10 protein-coding genes and 1 pseudogene are annotated in these 18453 nt (G+C 40.6%); 6 read left to right on the forward strand and 5 right to left on the reverse strand.

The window, feature by feature from the left end:
- Positions 1–17 precede the first annotated feature (17 nt).
- Positions 18–2117: a thioredoxin domain-containing protein gene (locus VB733_RS04705; RefSeq protein WP_323338951.1), complete on the forward strand. Its 2100-nt coding sequence runs from the start codon at positions 18–20 to the stop codon at positions 2115–2117.
- Positions 2118–2562: 445 nt separating this feature from the next.
- Positions 2563–2970, forward strand: a complete 408-nt coding sequence (locus tag VB733_RS04710; protein WP_323338952.1) for a ChuX/HutX family heme-like substrate-binding protein — start codon at positions 2563–2565, stop codon at positions 2968–2970.
- A gap of 112 nt (positions 2971–3082) precedes the next feature.
- Here VB733_RS04710 and VB733_RS04715 read toward each other — a convergent pair whose 3' ends face one another.
- A complete protein-coding gene (locus tag VB733_RS04715; RefSeq protein WP_323338953.1) occupies positions 3083–3637 on the reverse strand; it encodes a protoglobin domain-containing protein in 555 nt (184 codons plus the stop codon).
- Positions 3638–3892: 255 nt separating this feature from the next.
- Complete coding sequence (locus tag VB733_RS04720; RefSeq protein WP_323338954.1) at positions 3893–4510, reverse strand: roadblock/LC7 domain-containing protein; 618 nt, start codon at positions 4508–4510, stop codon at positions 3893–3895.
- Positions 4511–4926: 416 nt separating this feature from the next.
- On the opposite strand from VB733_RS04720, the pseudogene VB733_RS04725 reads away from it, so the two are divergent.
- Together VB733_RS04725 and VB733_RS04730 are read left to right on the forward strand one after the other, a co-directional pair.
- Positions 4927–5764: pseudogene (locus VB733_RS04725) on the forward strand (DUF6816 family protein).
- 105 nt (positions 5765–5869) lie between these two features.
- Positions 5870–6847 (forward strand): NAD(P)-dependent oxidoreductase, encoded by a 978-nt coding sequence (locus tag VB733_RS04730; protein WP_323338955.1) that lies wholly within the window; start codon positions 5870–5872, stop codon positions 6845–6847.
- Positions 6848–7118: 271 nt separating this feature from the next.
- Here VB733_RS04730 and VB733_RS04735 read toward each other — a convergent pair whose 3' ends face one another.
- The 3 genes from VB733_RS04735 to VB733_RS04745 form a co-directional block, all read right to left on the reverse strand.
- A complete protein-coding gene (locus VB733_RS04735; protein ID WP_323338956.1) occupies positions 7119–9887 on the reverse strand; it encodes an isopeptide-forming domain-containing fimbrial protein in 2769 nt (922 codons plus the stop codon).
- Between the two features lie 131 nt (positions 9888–10018).
- Positions 10019–14119 carry a hypothetical protein gene (locus VB733_RS04740; RefSeq protein WP_323338957.1) on the reverse strand — a complete coding sequence of 1367 codons (4101 nt, stop codon included), beginning with the start codon at positions 14117–14119 and terminating at the stop codon, positions 10019–10021.
- Positions 14120–14123: 4 nt separating this feature from the next.
- The gene (locus VB733_RS04745) at positions 14124–15050 is read right to left on the reverse strand and encodes a hypothetical protein (protein ID WP_323338958.1); all 927 of its coding nucleotides are present in this window, start codon (positions 15048–15050) and stop codon (positions 14124–14126) included.
- A gap of 960 nt (positions 15051–16010) precedes the next feature.
- Here VB733_RS04745 and VB733_RS04750 point away from each other — a divergent pair.
- Together VB733_RS04750 and VB733_RS04755 are read left to right on the forward strand one after the other, a co-directional pair.
- The gene (locus VB733_RS04750; protein WP_323338959.1) at positions 16011–17078 is read left to right on the forward strand and encodes a glutathione S-transferase family protein; all 1068 of its coding nucleotides are present in this window, start codon (positions 16011–16013) and stop codon (positions 17076–17078) included.
- A gap of 449 nt (positions 17079–17527) precedes the next feature.
- Positions 17528–18415, forward strand: a complete 888-nt coding sequence (locus VB733_RS04755) for a lipid kinase (RefSeq protein WP_323338960.1) — start codon at positions 17528–17530, stop codon at positions 18413–18415.
- The last annotated feature ends 38 nt before the right edge of the window (positions 18416–18453 follow it).

Consider the following 18453-nt stretch of genomic DNA (forward strand, 5'->3'; position numbering starts at 1 on the left):
AACCTGCATCAAAAATTATGACTAATCGCTTAGAGTCAGCAAAAAGTCTCTATCTTCGGAAACACTCCGAAAATCCCATTGATTGGTGGTATTGGTGTGATGAAGCACTTTCCACTGCCAAGGTACAGAATAAACCAATATTTCTCTCCATCGGTTATTCAAGTTGCCATTGGTGTACTGTAATGGAAGGAGAGGCTTTTTCTGATCAGGCGATCGCTCAATATCTGAACGAAAATTTTCTCCCGATTAAAGTAGATCGTGAAGAACGCCCTGATATTGACAGCATCTACATGCAAGCGTTACAAATGATGACGGGTAGTGGTGGTTGGCCCCTGAATGTATTTCTTTCTCCTGAAGATTTGGTTCCATTTTACGCGGGTACATACTTCCCAATTGAACCTAGATATGGGCGTGCGGGTTTTCTGCAAGTTTTACAAGCGCTACGAAATTACTACGATACAGAAAAAGAAGATTTACAAAAACGTAAAGGTGTAATTTTAGAAGCTTTACTATCTAATGCTGTATTAAATATAGAAGAAACAACAGAAGCAACAGATAAACAGTTATTACAGCAAGGTTGGAATACAGCGACAAAAATCATTACTCCCAATCCACAAGGTAACAGTTTTCCGATGATGCCCTATGGAGAGATAGCATTGCGGGGAATTCGATTTAATTTTGATTCCCAATTAGATGGGAAAGAAGTTTGTCAGCAACGTGGTTTAGATTTAGCCTTGGGTGGAATTTTTGATCATGTCGCCGGTGGGTTTCATCGCTATACAGTTGACCCAACTTGGACTGTACCGCATTTTGAGAAGATGCTCTACGATAATGGGCAAATTGTCGAGTATTTAGCAAATTTGTGGAGTGCGGGAATTCAAGAGCCAGCCTTTGCACGGGGAATTTCCCTAACTGTTGATTGGTTACAACGGGAGATGACTGCACCGGAAGGTTATTTTTACGCTTCCCAAGATGCTGACAGTTTTCTAACACCCCAGGAGAATGAACCCGAAGAAGGTGCTTTTTACGTTTGGAGTTACAGCGAACTTGAACAATTACTTGCTCCTGAAGAACTAACAGAATTACAACAGCAATTTACCGTCACCGCTAACGGCAATTTTGAGGGTAAAAACGTATTACAAAGACGAAAAGCTGGAAAACTCAGCGAAACACTAGAAAAAACCCTACAAAAACTCTTTGTTGGACGTTATGGTGCAGAACCCGCAGCAATCAGGACTTTTCCACCAGCGCAAAATAACCAAGAAGCAAAAACAATCAATTGGCAAGCACGCATCCCCGCAGTCACCGATACAAAAATGATTGTCGCTTGGAATAGTTTGATGATTTCCGGTTTAGCTAGAGCCTACACTGTATTTCGCCAACATATTTATTTAGAACTGGCAATCAAAGCTGCCAACTTTATCCTCAATCATCAATATATAGATGGACGCTTCCACCGATTAAACTATCAAGGAGAAGCAACATTAAACGCCCAATCGGAAGACTACGCCTTTTTTATCAAAGCACTTTTAGACCTCCATCAAGCAACATTAGTGGAGAGAAAAGAAGAAAGTGCAGAAATTAGTGCAAATGCCCATAGTCATTACTTTATCGAAAATGCGATCGCCCTGCAACAAGAATTCGACCAATATTTGTGGAGTGTTGAGTTAGGTGGATACTACAATGCAGCCATTGATAGCAGTCAGGACTTAATTATTCGCGAACGTAGTTATCAAGACAATGCTACACCCTCAGCAAACGGGATTGCGATCGCTAATCTTGTCCGCCTCTCCCTCCTCACCGATAATTTACACTATCTCGACTTAGCTGAACAAGGATTAAAAGCCTTTCGAGGTATCATGAAGCAAGCACCTCAAGCTTGTCCCAGCATGTTTTCCGCCTTAGATTGGTATCGTAATTCAACTTTAATCCGTACTAATTTTAAACACATTAATACTCTTATCTCTGAGTTTTTACCCAGTGTCATGTTTGCAGAAATATCTAAATTACCTGAAGGTAGCGTCGGCATAGTTTGCCAGGGGTTAAAATGTTTACCCGCACCAGAGAATTTGGAAAAGCTATTGCAACAAGTACAGCAAAGTCAGACAAGAGGTTGATTAAGGATGATAGTTCCGAGGTTTACGGCGTTGTTCAATAGGCAAAAAATTACCTGATGCTTTTTTACATCCACATCGTAAAATGCCACAGGCACTTTCATATCGAGTCTAAGTCAGTTTTTATTAGTTTTTCTGTGCGTCCCTCTATCTCCCCATTTCCGCGTCAGTTTTATCGTTGGTATTTAACCGGACATAATAAGCTGATGTGCAGCTAAATTGTATAAATCGAAAACATCAAGTTATTGTAGTGCGGAGAGGAGTTTCCGGGGAGATATTCTTCACGGAAAACTCCGGGGCATATTGCCCGCGTCTAATATACAAATTAAATGCGCCAAAGCTTATCACCCCATTATTTACCTTTGCTGGCAAACTTTGGGAGAATAACTGAGCCAAGAGTTTTATGTTGCTACCTCAGAGTAAACAGATGAGAAAGGATAAATAAAAAATGACTAAAAATTTAAAAGACTTTTTGGAAGCTTGCGAAAACTTGAAAACTCTACGCATCATTGTCACGAGTAGTGCTGCGGTTTTAGAAGCCAGGGGAAAAATTGAGAAGCTATTCTATGCAGAGTTGCCGAAAGGGAAGTATGCAAACTTACATACTGAAGGATTTGAATTTCACTTCAATATGGATAAAATTATACAGGTAAAATTTGAGACTGGTGAGGCGAAACGCGGTAATTTTAAAACCTACGCTATCCGCTTCTTAGATGAGAAACAGGAAGTTGCTTTAAGCTTGTTTTTACAATGGGGTAAACCAGGAGAGTATGAACCCGGACAAATCGAGGCATGGGAAGGATTGCGCGCTAAATATGGGGAAGTTTGGGAACCAATTCCTTTGGTGACTCTTTAGGTTTAGGCATTAGGCATTGAGTATTAATATCCAATGCCTAATCACAAATACTTATTAAACTTAGCTCAATTCAGTAAATTCAAACACATTGTAATTATCTCCACACTGTCATTTACATCGTTTTTGCTCCAGTTGCAATTAAACGTCGGAATAGACCTTCTGACCATCCAGTTTCTTGCAATACCGCAGCAGAGGAGACTTCGATGTACGCTTGTTCAATAAAAGCTAAGTCAATCATGCAAATTCGCCCCAGGGCATCTTTGAGTTCTTCGCTCTTACCATCACGTTTCAGACGCTTACCCACCTCATGAACTACTGTCGCCATTGCGGGAACAACATGCTGCGGTCCAATGCCAATACGGACATGAACTAAACCGATTTTCCAACGACGTTCTGCGTATGCACTACTCCAATCGTCTATACCTGTAAACATTTCATAAAACCAGTCAACAAAGGTTTCACGCAAACGATGAGCACGTCCATTTCCATCATTGAGAATTCCACTCATTTCTTCATCCCGTCCCAGATAAGCATAGAAGTGATCAGCCATATCTGGTGCAGCTTGTAAACCCCATTCAGCTTGTGCTTTGAGTAAAATTTTATCTTCATCTGTCAAGCCAGCACGTTTTATCAGCATAGACAAAAATGCATGTGGTTCTAAAGCCATACTAATTCCTAAATGTCAATGGAAGTAATTTTTATGATGATGCTGACAACTTGATAATCCGTCAGCATTTCCAAGATTCAAAAATTCAGAAACTCGCAATTCTGGTGAAGCTGAGTTTGTGGTTGCGATGACTTGCATACTCAAATCCGAGAGCAAAAATACATGCTGCATTACGACAAGAACCAACAAAACAGAACCAGGTTAGGGGGTTACATCCCAAAATTCGCTCAACCGGGAACCCCATCTTAGTTTTTACTATCCCAGCAACGGGGTAAGTTTTGCAACTGCTCGCTTAATTTCTAAGAATAAAATACCTTGTTTGACAACTGAACCTGCAAGTACGAGTAATACCGCATCGCTACCACAATTAACTAGCACTCCATAACCCTTTTCACCTTCAACAACAATACGTTCCACTACACCTCTGACAAGTTCATGCCCGATACGTTCTCCTAACGACAGCATTGATGCAGACATTGCAGCAGTACGTTCTTCATCCATTCCCCCAGGAAGTACCGATGCTAGTGCTAAACCATCAGGACTTACCAAAGCTGCTCCTTGTACCTCAGAAGCTCCACTCACGAAATTTTGGAGTTCTTCTTGCAGCATTGAGATATTAATCATATTTCTCCCTTCTGATACGATTGCTGAAATTGTTGCTAAAGGTTCGTTTGTAGAAGATGCAGTTGCTGATGATATTAAGTATGAAAAATTTTCAGTAACGGTTGCCGATGTTGTCTCATCTAACTCCGTTGACATTGGCATTGATGTGGCTGATGCTTGAGCTTCTGATAACTCCGGTATATTTCCTGACTTGGAGGGTTGTTTTTTGAATCCTCCCTTAATTAGCTTGATAATTTTGCCCAGAGGCATAGCTGTTTGTTACTTACTAAATTGTAGGTGTTTTTCATCACTTTGATTGCAGCAGTTTTCTCAAAGATTATAGATAGAGCTTAGACAGGCAAAGGTTAAGATTGGGATAAGAGTGAATTATGCCTACGTAATTAGTTGTATAATAAGATAACTTTTGTTCTAAGAAAAATAAAGCTTAGTAATTCGTAATTACTAACTATTAGGGCTTACGCACTGTACAAAAGAATCATCTTGTGTATCAACGTAAATACCATGTTTCCGGCTTTTATAAACCCACTTTTTCAATTGCGATCGCTTGCTGGGAAGCTGAAAAATCAAGGTGGCAGCGCTGAAAACCATACCCCCATTTGGATTTTCCTGTCAATGCGTAAGTTCTATATTAATTGGTTTTGTTGTCTTCAACTATCTTGCTTATGATGAGAAGGATTTGGTGTTTTTGCTGGCTTTTGTGCCTCATCATCGGCATATTTTTGAGCGATGATGCTCAAGCTGGAGAACTAGCTGAAAGATTAGCGGATTTTCCACAATGGCAAAAATTAACTTCCGTGCGATCGCTATCCGGAGATTTAGTTTATCCTAGTTGGATGGCGGGAAAATGGATGGTAAAAAGCACTTTGGTTGATTTGGCTGCACCTTTTGCACCAGATATTGTCACACCAGGTTTTGCCGCAAACCGTCAATATTTACATCAGCCAGTTAGTTTTCCAGTTAAATTTGTGCCGGAACAGACATCAGATTTGATTAATGCTGATTTCAATTTTGCTTCCAAATTAATTCCCCGCACGATTAATCAATCATCTAAATCAAGTTGCGAAAATTGTCGCGGATAGAGCCTATAATGGATTGAGTTTGGCAAGGGCATATTTGGGAGAAGATGCGGTAACATCTGTGAAATTAGACCCAAAATCACCTAATCGCCAAATCACTTCATTGCGTGGAGATAAACAGTTAGTTTCGATTGTTACTGCCAGGGGAATAGAAACTACAGCAGATGGCAGATATATTACATCGGAAGTGTTTCAGCAAGTATTTCGAGATGCCAAAAAAGAGACTAATCCCTATTTTAATTATGTGGAATCAACTACTGCTTATCGTCAATTAAGCACTGAAAATGTCAATAATCTCAATAATATGATTGAAGCAGATCAAGTTACAGCAGTTTATCTTTCACCACAAGATAAAAATTACTTTCAAGCAGGTTCACGTCCAGTCGCCTTGTATCGATATAAGTTAGAATTCCAGAGCCAGCATTAATCAGACACCTTGACGAAAATCGGAACTTTTAATTACACTCCTAACTCATAACTCCTGTAGAGCGTAATATCTTACGTGTTTACATAATTCCCAGTTTTTATTTCTATGTCAAAAAAACGTATATTTGTCACGGGTGCTAGCGGTTGTGTTGGACACTACCTCAGCGAACAATTGATTCAAGAAACCGAATATGAGTTATTTTTACTCGTTAGAAGTCCTGATAAATTAAAAATTGATACAGCCGTGCGTCCAAATGTCACCGTACTTCAAGGCGACATGTTGGAAATAGAGAAGTTTGCTGATTTATTAAAAACTATAGATGTAGCGGTTTTAACAGCGACTGCCTGGGGCGGGGAAAGCGTATTTAAAGTTAATGTCGATAAAACCCTAGAATTAATGAGTTTGTTAGATGCGGAGAAATGTCAGCAGGTAATTTATTTTTCCACCGCTAGCGTATTGAGCCGTAATAATGAACCACTTCCCGAAGCTGGGGAATTTGGGATTGATTATATTCGTTCCAAATATCAATGTTTGGAGCAAAAATCGCAATTAGCGATCGCATCTAAAATTACCACTGTTTTTCCAACATTAGTTTTGGGCGGGGATACAACAAAACCCGTATCTCATATTACTTCTGGAATCCCAGAGGTGACAAAGTATGTGGATATCATTAAATTTTTGAAGGCTGATGGTAGTTTCCACTTTATTCACAGTCGGGATATAGCAACTGTAGTTAGACATTTAATCGATTATCCACCAGAAAATCAATCCCGCTATTTAGTATTGGGGCAAGAAAAACTCACTGCCAACCAAGCAATAGAAGAACTCAGTGCTTACTTTGGGAAAAAAATATATTTCCGCATTCCCTTATCCATCGCCTTGGCAAACGCCATTATCGCCATATTCCGCATTCAAATGGATGCTTGGAGTCGTTTCTGTATGGAATATCGTCATTTCGTCTACAAAAACGCAGTCAATCCTGCCACCTACGGTTTACCAAATTACTGTGCAACCATGAGTGATGTCTTGAAAGTAAGCGGAGTTCCGCAATTTTCTGCAAATAGAGATGTAGAGACGCGGTGAGGGACTTTCTTTTAGCTATCCGAAGCTGCGACACATCTAATTTGTATATAACAGACGGGCAAGATGCCCGCACTACAATTATTTTGGGTTTTTGACTTATATAATTTAGCTGCACATCAGCTTATTAGTCTGTCAATTTTGTTTTGAGGGATTTTTGGTAGTGCGGAGAGGAGTTTCGGGGGAGATATTCTTCACGGAAAACTCCGGGGCATCTTGCCCGCGTGAGCGTCTCGCTCACACTACAGTCCCTCATTTCAACCCTGACAGATTACTATTCCACTCTGACTCGAAACCTGACAAAACCAGCATTACTACCAGGTGTGTAATCCAGCGTACCGAAGTCGACTAATACTGCACCTGTGGGGTTGGATTGGTTAGGGCAGACGTTGTTTGCAGGTAGTGGTGCAACGGGGGAAAAATAACTACCTCTATCTGCGTCACTGTTGTTGGTTTGATTTGTAACCGTATTCGCAATATTTAAAGAGATACCGCTACCGGAACCAAAAGTATTGGGAATAAAACTTGTGCCGACAGGAATGGGATCACAAAATCTCGCATTGGGTATGGTTTGGTTGCCATCGACGAGAAAATATATTGTATATTCGACTTCATCGCCGATTTGGAGTAGTATTTGTGGGTCGATGCGGATGACTCCCGTAGGTGCGATCGCAGAATTTGCCCAAATATTTGTATTATCGTTGGTATCGTTAGGGTCATCGATCGCTTGGCTAAAGTCAACACCTGTGATGGGAATACCGTTGCGAATCACGTTGGTAATTCGTTTGACTCCGTATAAAGTCACATTTCCTGGGGGCGGAGGTGGGGGAGTGGGTGTTTGTAAAATGACAATTGTGGGGTCAGCATTACTGTTATTGGGCTGGTTGACATTTCTATTTGCATCGGGAATACCAGGATTAATACCGGAACCAGGTTGACTGGGGTTGGTGGAGTCACTTGCATCAGCAAGAATTTCTGGTTGGATGTTGGCATCATTTGGAGTTAAATCAATGCCAGCAATGTTTTCAATTTGACCAGATGCACCAGGTAAAATCCGGGCATTGTAGATTAGGGTGAGTTGGGAATTTGCAGGCAGACTACCAGAGTTAGTTAGGGGGATAAACTGCCCCGTACCATTGAAACTACTGCTGGGAAGACTCGATGCAGCTGGAAATCCCGTGGGAAACTGGATTTGGTTGTTAGCATCTTGGAGAACTTGGAGTTGGGCAGGAATGCGATCGCTTATGGATATATTAGCGATCGCTGCGGCATTAGGATTAATAATTGTCAGGGTGTATTGTAAGTCATCGCCAACTGTGGGATTCCCGGAGTTATCATTATCTCGTAAAAATCTCACCGATTTATAAATACTTGGTTGTCGTAAACACTCAGCACCTGACGCAATCCCAGGAATTGCTCCGGAGGTTTGAATCGTTCCGTTGCCCCCTGCAACTGCCCCATAATTACCCGAATCATCAACAGATGAACCATCGGGTGAGGGAATTTGGATATCAAAAAAGTCTCCAGCCGCACCACCTGTAACATTTGTGGTGGGAGCAAGAGGAACATTTGCGGCGACAAAGCCACCACCACCACCACCACCGGGTCCGTGGGGAATACCTCGGCGAATATCGCTACCATCACCACCACGAACATCCACCGATAGGCTTGTGGGGCTGGTTGTACTAGTATTTTGGGCGGTGATAATTACACTACCTCCAGCGCCACCACCACCGCCACCATCATTAAATTGAATGGCGGAAGTTCTTGTAAGTTGCATGGGTGCATTGCTACCAGATGCGTTAATTGTACCTTGACCACTAAAAGTCCCAGCCCTGACTAAAACGATACCGCCACCCGCAGCACCACTACTCGCCAATCCACCTGGAGGAGTTCCAGCACCATCGTTATTGGAACCAGCACCACCGCCCCCACCCATGATTACCCTGGTACTTGTGGCGGCAAATGGATTACCACCACGTCCACCAATATCTTTTTGAGTGAACCACGATAATCCCCCTTGTCCGCCAACACCCCAGTTAGCACCACCACCACCACCGGAGTTTTCATCGTTACCAACTGCGCTGAATACAGTCGAGTTGGTCGGGTTAATATTGACATCATCACCAGCTGGATCACCATCGGTTGCACCTCCTCCTGCATTTCCAAACGCCCCCCGACCAAAACTACCACCGGGATAACCTTCATTGGCAACGCCAGGATCGGGATTTAAGGAATTTGTCGCTGCATTGAATGTAAATCGGGGTGTTCCCGCAGTTCCTTCACCCTTGGAGCCATTCGCACCAATGTTTGTTGTGGCATTAGCAGGTGAAGGGGCGTTTAAGGCTTCGTAAGTTGCTTCTGGAAAAGGTAATGTTTCGCCGAGGCTGGGTGTGATGCCGAGTCTTAAACCCCCACCTCCACGGAAACCTTGACCGCTTACATCAATACTACCGCTCAGGTCTAACTGTTGGGCAACATCAACGACAACGACTCCACCTGACGAACCATCCCAAGGTACGGCGGTGATGTTGGAACTAATGTTTGCGTTGAGATATTGGGGTACGCGAATGACTTGAAATGTTTGTTGTCCTTGGAGATTATTGGCGGGGGAATTGGTGTAGGTGTTTAGTAATGCACCATTGTTGGCACCGCGAACAGTGAGGCTGTTACCGCTAATTTGTTCGGCAACTGCATATTCATATTCACCGGCGTTGTTGCCTTGCATTTGCATGATGACTAGTAAGTCTCCTGCTTGGATATCGATATTTGCTCCTCGACGGGCACCCAGGGTGATATTTGTGCCGGAAATTGCTGTGCCGGGGTAGTAGGTGTTGATGACACCTGTAATGGATGTTGAGTTATCTCTGCCCGGTGTCGCGCATAGTTGGGGTGCTTGCTGTGCGGTAACTTTGTTGGTGTTGAGAAGTAATATTAATCCTTGATAACTAAAGGTTGTGGATATGAGAATTAAACAATGAATTAGTTTGAGTAAATACTGGTATAAATATTGGTTGGTGAAATTCTTTTTGGCTGATTTCATTGTTAGGTGTTTAGTAATAAAAATAGATTTCTTTTAACAAACTACGGACATAAAAAAGGCGTGAAGGAGGCAATCAAGATGGAGAGACAGGGAGATTTATTTTATGTGTTGCCCGATTTTGGAGAAACAATCTAAATTTCTGTACTAGTTTTCTCTTTCTCAGATGTATCAACTACCGTTTTGACTGTTGATTCTTGCTGTTGAGGTGGTGCAGGCTTTTGTCTACCGAAGCCTCCAAATAATTCATTAATTTTGTAGGTGAGGTTTAAATATGGTCCTCCTGCGGAACGATATCCGGTAAAGTCTCTATCGTCGGCACTACCAAAGGCATAACCAAGTCCCACTCGGAAGTCGGGAGTGATGTGATAGCCTCCTTCTAAGGCAACGCCAAATTCGTTGAAGCCTTCGGTGGGTTGTCCGCGCCAGCGTCCTTCCACGGCGACATCGGTACGGTAGCCAAGTTGGTAGCTAGCACGCATTTGGGCAAGATGGACACTGCTAGAATTAGTAAAATTATTTGCTAGATAACTAGTAGCATTACGTAAAGCATATTTTCCGTAAAATTCCCAACGCCAATCGGGTGCATAAATTGCTTCGGCAGCAAACAAATGTTCAATAGAACCGTTACCGTTAGCTAGGAGTAAGTCATCGGGGAGAGTAGCGAGGTTTTGGCGGTATTCGTAGGATAGTAAGCTGTTAAATTTATCACTACTAGGATCACGATATGCTAAACCAACTCGCAGATTTGCGCTGTCTGCTAGTCCCCCTAAAAGTTGGTTAGCTCCTCCAGCTTGTTGATAGCGGGCTGCGGCTGTGAGGGCAGGTGAAATTTTTCCCGTTGCATTGGCAGAGATAACCATATTATTTGCTTCTTTGCCGTTGCGATATTCAAACCGGGCATTGGCTTGGAAGTTGGGGTTATCAGTGTAATCGAGTCCAATGCTGTAGGCATTGCCAGAAAAGAATCCCAGGGAAAATGCACTTTGTCCGGTGGTATAAGGTTGAGCAAATCTAATCCCGGTTGAACTGTTACCAAAAATGTTGTTTTGGATTCTTTCATAACCCAAATTCAATTTGAGTCCCGGAGCTAATCGAATCCGGTGGTTGAGTCCGACTGTGGCGCGATCGCTCATGCCGTCATTACCTGCAAAAATAGAGTAGCGTCCAGTTAGGTTGGTATCTTCGGAAAATTTGTGTTCGACTGTGGTGTCTAAGCTGGTGATACTGTTACCTTTGATGACACCGCCATCAAAAAATTGATGTGCCAGTCGCATGTTTATACCGGGATATAGCGCCCAATCTAAACCGAGGGTGGTACGGTTGGGGTTGAATACATCTGCTTTTCCTAAGTTGGTTTCGTTTTGGGCTTGGAATGTCAGAGATTCGCTGAGGGGAATACTTGCTTTCGATACCAATTGGCTAGCACTACTGCTAAATTGTTGATTGATGCGATCGTTGCGGGAACGATTCACAAACTCTAATCCTAATTCGGCATTACCTAGTTTTTGTTGGATTCCTGCCCGAAATGTTTCTAAGGAATTATCGATTTTGCTACCTGGTGTTGGTAGTGGTTGCGGGTTGAATAAATCGAATTCTTCAGTGCGTTGGACAGGGGCAATGCCAAAATTTCGTTCTTTGTCGTAGCCAATATTAAAACTTGTGGTATCCGTAATTTTACTGTTTAAAGATGCACCATAACGGGTTTGTCCAGGGGCAAAACTCCAGGTGGCATTATTGGCAAAATTTTCAGTTACAGAACGATAATAAGCCTGGGCTGAGAGATTGGGTGTGATTTTTCCCAATGCTTGCAAACGGTATGCAGAACCGCTCACATTCCCAAAAGACAACGAATTATGATGCGATCGCCCATATTCTCCCACAATTTGACCGGAGTCACCTAAAGGAAAGAAGAAATCAGCACCGTATAATTCAAAATCCTGTTCTCCTTGGTTCTCTTTGAGGTAAGTAGCGGCAATAAAAGGGGATGAGAAATTAGTCTGCTGTAAGGCTTGTTCCTGTTCTCCCCTAAAGTTATATTGAACTCTCCCTCCATACAGCTTGCTGTCGCTACCCTTATCATTTTGATAGGTGACAACAATACGATTAGCCAAAGTACTGCCAAAAGGGTTTAATTCAGTTGAGAAAATCCGGCTACGAAATAGTAATGTACCTCTGTCATAATCAATGTCATAGTCAGCGCCGCGAGCTAAAGCTTTACGTTTGACTACAGTTCCCGGACGGTTAATTTCTTCAGATTCAATAAATACATCCTCACTACCAGGAATTACTAAGCGACGCGACAGAAAATAGTACCCACTAGTACCATTCGGCGAAATAGTATCCCGTTGAAATCCCTGGATATTGTTTGCAAACATACCAGTAACTTGCAGATTTCCCAGGTTGTAATTCCCCTTAAAACCGTGTAGTTGTCGTGTTGTGGCGGTAAATAACTGGGATGTGCGGGCAAATTCGGAAGTGTTGTAGTCTCCCCACATGAAATAATCAGATTCCGCACCAGGAATATTAGGAGTACGTTCAAATTTGGCGTAGACACTATCAGTTGAAGGAGTAGTCGCAGTGACAGTGGATGCATCGCCATAGACAGGATAAGCTTTTTCGCAATCTTGTACCCCACCAAACAGGCGTACATCACCGTTACAATCTTCATTCAAAGAACGTTGACTATTAAATGCACCTGTAAATAACCAATCGCCAACTTTCCCCGTTGCAAACACTGCTGCATTCAAATCAACATCAGTATTACCAATCTTTCTTGGATTGAGAAAATCCCGATTACTACCCCAATAATTTGTCCCACCAGCACCAATTCGCAAATTGATAACCCCAGTCGCCAGGGAGGGACGCAAATTAGTAATAAATTCAACGTTGGTGTAGGCTTCAGATACAATATTTCCCGTTTCTACAGAGGCGCGAAGCTGAACATTTTCGGCTTTATCAGGTGCTTGGAGAGTTGCCGCAAACTTACCGTTAATCGCTTGCACTTGGAACCCAGATGCGTCATGATCTTGATCTGTACCGAGAAATTTACCGGCAGTTGCACTTAAAGTAACGATCGCATTCTCAGGAATTATCTCACCTTTTTCGTTAATTATTGTACCCGTAAATTCAAATCGCGATCGCCCATCAGCCGGAACTCTGGCTTCATTTACAGGGAAAATAGCAAGTTTGGCTTTTTGTTCTTTGAGAGTAATTTGAATACTACTAGATTTACCATTGCTGCTCTCTGCTGTAATAATATTTACACCATTCTCAAGAGGCAGATTGTACCAAATTTTTGTATATAGCTGGTTTGCTTCATCTTTTTGTAAATAGCTAGAAATTTTAGAGTTAATTAATTTGCCATTGAGGGTGACTTTTATATCTGAACTCGGATGAAATTGTACCGCTAAATTTGTCGTTTTATTAGTTGTTTCACCTGCCACAGGAGTAATTATTCTCACATCTGGAGAATTTTCTTCTGGAGAAATAGATTTTTCTGTTTCTTTTTCTTTAACTGTGTTATTTTTCGTTTCCGATTCACTTTTAAATTCAGGTTTATCGCTACTTTCTGGCGGTGCAATACTGCGAGATTTATCAGCTTGATGACTAATTACTTCCTTGATTTCTGTAGACTTTTCTGCAACTTTTACTTTTTCCTCTTTCTCTGTTTGTAAATCTAAGTTTTTCGGAGCGATATTAGTTTGATTCTGAAGATTATCTTGATTATTTTGAGAATCAACAAACTGGTTATTACTATCTTTTAAAGGCTGCTCAAAATTTTCCTGAATAACTATATCTTTTTTATTATCTTTTTTAATTTTCCCATCAATAACATCAGCAGAAATTGACACTTGTGCAGGTGACTTACCTCCATCAATATCATTAGCCAAATTATGAGCCAAAACCGGCTTGATTTGAATCTTTTGTGCATCCTTCCCTATCTTTGTAGTATTTCCCTGAATATTTTTAGGCTCAACCACCTTGGAAAAATCCACATTACGCATTTCCGTACCCGACAAATCATCAGGTTGAGAAACAGGAGCAACAACAACCTCCTTTTCCTGCTTCACAGCAGCCACCAAATCCGAATTTTCAGCAGACTTGGGAACTTCTAAAAGCAGAGAATTTCCACCCTCAGCAGCAACACTTGCACCAGCAAAAACAGGAATAGTGCTACAAACACTCAACAAAGCCGTATCTAGCTTCTTCGTCTCCAACTTCCTTAACTTCATCTGATTACCGCCCCTCTCTAAAAGCTGGAGTCACAGCAAAATTCATTCTTCCCATACTTCCAGGTGCTAACTTCAGCAAACGCGACTGGCTATTTTTATCAATTCTGTAGAGATTTGGCGCTTGAATATAACCGGGTAAACTAGTCAAATCCAAAGTTCCACTACGATTTCCGGCAATGACATTTGCCACCGAAAACATCCCATTTGCATCCGTAATAATACGGTTGCCATCATCCATGTAAATTACTGCATTGGGAATTCCAGGCTCACCTGGTTGCTGCTCTCCATCAAAATTTTTATCCACAAATACACGTCCTACTAATGTCCCGCAGTCAGAAAATATACCCGGACGTATCTTCAGTTGATGACTTGCAGTATTGCTTCTCGCCCTACCTGCCGTTGCCACTGCCAAATTTCTCCCATTCCCCCGCATCCCATCAGGAGTTACAGTTGCTGCATAAACAAGATTTAAAATACCTTGAGGTGGAAGACTGCCAGCAAAAGTAATATTAAAGTTGCGATCGCCCGACTTTGTAGCGGATACTGGTATTTGATTAGTAGTATTATTGGCAATAATTGCTGCTTGCAAAGATTTAGTTTCAAATACTAACCCTAAAGGTAAAGTATCTGTCAAAGTTAAATTGTTTGCATTGGCATTACCATTATTGCGGATTGTAATACGATAGAGTACGGTATCGCCAGGTTTGACAGCAACTTTATCAGCAGTTTTCGTGATTCTTAATTCCGCAAATTCTGCATTGAATAAGGCTCGGTTTGTATTCGTTGGTTGACGAAAATTATCACCTCCAAACACAGCCGTATTCACTATCTCATTCCCAGAGACAGGTAGAATATTCGATGCGATTATTCCGGGCAGCATGAGCATGAGTGTAATCGGATGATGCTGCCACTGCTTAAAGATTAATCTCATTTCAATCTGAGTAATGTTTACAAATGATTTTCTGAGCAATTAGCATAAATTTTTTGCTGCTGTTTGCAGAGAAATCCTGTTAAATAGTTTTGTTCAAGATGCAATATTGACTGAAATAAGAATGCTCTCAATATTAAGGAATGGTTAATTGTAGTTAAACCAAACATTCTCTATTTTTAAACTTAAATACCCTGGTTAATTGGCTAGATAGATGCAGAGACAACCTACGTAAAAAAACTTTTCTTTAGATACCAAATATAACCACTGAAATATTAGTTTGTAATGAGCATTATACGGAATTTATCACTATAGTTTTTGGCTGTTACGTAAGTATATGAGCGTAAAAATACTTACGTATATAAAATTACTGTGAAGCAGATACTTTTAAAAGTATCGATAATTTATTTCTTTTGCTATTTCAATTGCACTGGAATAAATCTCGATATTTTTTTATTTATTGGGAACATAATGCGATCGCTGGCTGTCATTGGAACTATACAAAATCAACAGAGTATACAATTCAATTTATTTTACTGATATAGTTAGAGCCTTATTGAATAGGATTTGTAGGGAAAGTGAATATATTTTGATCATTTCTGGTGGTTTTGTGGAATATTCATCCATTCGACAACAATACATGACAAGAATATCCCCAAAAATCAAATTATGTTTCCCTGACAAAAAATAATTTAAATCAAATATTTGGCAGATATCTTTTTGCGATCGCAATTTCCAAAAATCTATTCAAAAAACCTATTTTATCCATTAAATATCAATTATTTCCCAAAAAATATTCCCTCATCTTGACAAAAAATAGATAATTTTTATTCATCAGGGATTGAGAAATACTGTATTCACCGAGCTATCGGAAATAATACCGAAATAATCAACTTAAATATCTTATTCTTCATCTCAATGCAAACTGCTGTAATATTTGAGTAAGTCCGATTAAATTGTGTTATGTCACATCCCCAATCTTCTCTAAACCAGACATCACAAGCAACTCCAGTACAGAACAAAACTCAGAAAACAGGAAAATCCTTACCATTAGGGCTTATCATTAAATTAGGTAAGTTTGTTTGGTCAAAAATGTGGCATGTGATGATGTCACAACTTGCTCCACGTAACAAGTCGGGTGAATATATCCGTCCTCAGAGTCAGTTTCGCAATTTTGTCAGTAGCGCAGAAAATAGTCAATACCCACCAGAAGCATCTCGCTACCGTTTATATGTTGGCTTAGGATGTCCTTGGGCACATCGTACATTAGTAACGCTAGCCTTAAAAGGGTTAGAAACTGCAATTTCTGTATCAATTGTCTCCCCTTCTGCTGCGGGAATCTGGGTTTTGAATGAAGAGGAAGAAGGTTGTCGAACTGTGCCAGAAATTTATAATTTAGCACAATATAATTTAACGAAATCTAAATACCAAGGACGATGTACTGTACCGATATTGTGGGATACTCAAACACAAACTATTGTAAATAATGAAAGTGCAGAGATTATTGTGATTTTGAATTCGCAATTTAATCAATTTGCGAAAAACTTTGCACTCGATTTATATCCTGATGAACTTCGAGAAAGTATAGATAAGTGGAATGAGAAAATTTACCATGCAGTAAATAATGGTGTATATCGCTGTGGATTTGCACAGACACAATCAGCTTACGAACAAGCCTGTAATGATTTATTTACAACACTTGATGAAGTTGATACAGCCTTAGCAACAAGTAGATATTTGTGTGGAGATAAATTGACACTTGCGGATGTGCGACTATTCACGACTCTATTTCGCTTTGATATTGTTTACTATGGACTATTCAAATGTAATCGTCGGCGGATCCAAGATTACCAAAATTTAGGAGCATATTTGCGCGACTTGTACCAATTACCAGGAGTGGCTGATACTTGCGACTTAGAAAGCGTTAAACGTGATTATTATGGCAATTTGTTTCCACTTAATCCTGGAGGCATTATACCCTTAGGACCAGATATTAGCTATTTACTAAAACCACATGCACGGGATAATTAATTCGCCACTATTCCCCAGAAAAACATCAGTGCTGTTGATAAGTAGGAAGGTGCAATTAAATATAAAACCTTTGTAGGATGGATTAGCGCAGCGTAACCCATGCAGAAAAAGACTTTGATGCGTTACGACTACACCTAACACATCCTACTTTTAATTAAACCTGGCTACTTAATCATCTCAAATTTAAAATCGTCTAACTCAAAGCTAAAATCTTCATAATTATTAGCAGCTTTTTAACTAAATAATTATATATTAAACCATAACCATCAAAAAAACAATTTTGTTATCAGGAATATCTCAGTATTAATACTTTAATCATAACATATATAGAAAATTGTATTTTAATCTTCATTCATGAATGAATTACTTGAATATAAATGTCTTGATAGCTAAAAATACTAATTGACAAATACTAAGTTACAAACACAAAAATATACACATAACTAGCTATGAATCAGAGGGCGCTGCTATTAATTAATCGTCATTCACGGCAAGGACAAACAAAATTATCAGAGGCGATCGCCTATCTTGAAAAACTTGGTTTTGATGTGATAGAAGAGTCCACTGAACACCCCCAACACTTGGCAGAAGTGATTCATCAGTATAAAAATAAAGTCGATATAGTCATTGTTGGTGGAGGAGATGGAACTCTAAATGCGGCTGTAGATTGTCTGGTAGAGACACAATTACCATTAGGAATTTTACCTTTAGGAACAGCAAATGATTTAGCTAGAACTTTGGGTATTCCTAATTCTTTACCGGAAGCTTGTCAAGTAATTGCTACAGGAGAAGAAAAACAAATTGATTTAGGTTGGGTAAACGGTAAGCACTTTTTTAATGTCGCCAGTTTGGGGTTGAGTGTGAAAATAACTCAACGTCTGACAAAAAAAGCAAAAAAACGCTGGGGAATACTGGCTTATGCAGCAACAGCGCTACAAGTGATTTGGGAATCGCGACCTTTTAGTGCCGAGATTCATGTTAATGGTGAATCTATAGCCGTCAAAACAGTACAAATTGCAGTGGGTAATGGTCGATACTATGGTGGTGGAATGGCAGTAGTTCATGATGCCACAATCGATGACCAAAGGCTAGATTTGTATAGTGTTGAAATTCAGCATTGGTGGCAAATCATCCCACTTTTACCGGCAATGCGAAACGGACGACACATTCACTGGCGAGAAGTACGTGTATTGCAAGGGCAAGACATAGAAATATTCACACGCAAACCACGTCCAATTAATACCGATGGGGAAATTACAACCTATACTCCTGCCCGTTTTCGAGTTATTCCCCAGGCTTTAAAAGTTTTGGTGCCAAGAACTGGGAGTAGGAAATGAAATAGCACATGTTTTTTTGCCTGTGCCAGATTTTTATG

It is taken from the genome of Calothrix sp. UHCC 0171 (assembly GCF_034931845.1).
Classification (GTDB): domain Bacteria; phylum Cyanobacteriota; class Cyanobacteriia; order Cyanobacteriales; family Nostocaceae; genus Brunnivagina.

Bases quoted from the DNA above. Each gene is read 5' to 3' on its own strand.
- VB733_RS04705 (WP_323338951.1), top strand. From the start codon at position 18: ATGACTAATCGCTTAGAGTCAGCAAAAAGTCTCTATCTTCGGAAACAC.
- VB733_RS04710 (WP_323338952.1), top strand. From the start codon at position 2,563: ATGACTAAAAATTTAAAAGACTTTTTGGAAGCTTGCGAAAACTTGAAA.
- VB733_RS04715 (WP_323338953.1), bottom strand. From the start codon at position 3,637: ATGGCTTTAGAACCACATGCATTTTTGTCTATGCTGATAAAACGTGCT.
- VB733_RS04720 (WP_323338954.1), bottom strand. From the start codon at position 4,510: ATGCCTCTGGGCAAAATTATCAAGCTAATTAAGGGAGGATTCAAAAAA.
- VB733_RS04730 (WP_323338955.1), top strand. From the start codon at position 5,870: ATGTCAAAAAAACGTATATTTGTCACGGGTGCTAGCGGTTGTGTTGGA.
- VB733_RS04735 (WP_323338956.1), bottom strand. From the start codon at position 9,887: ATGAAATCAGCCAAAAAGAATTTCACCAACCAATATTTATACCAGTAT.
- VB733_RS04740 (WP_323338957.1), bottom strand. From the start codon at position 14,119: ATGAAGTTAAGGAAGTTGGAGACGAAGAAGCTAGATACGGCTTTGTTG.
- VB733_RS04745 (WP_323338958.1), bottom strand. From the start codon at position 15,050: ATGAGATTAATCTTTAAGCAGTGGCAGCATCATCCGATTACACTCATG.
- VB733_RS04750 (WP_323338959.1), top strand. From the start codon at position 16,011: ATGTCACATCCCCAATCTTCTCTAAACCAGACATCACAAGCAACTCCA.
- VB733_RS04755 (WP_323338960.1), top strand. From the start codon at position 17,528: ATGAATCAGAGGGCGCTGCTATTAATTAATCGTCATTCACGGCAAGGA.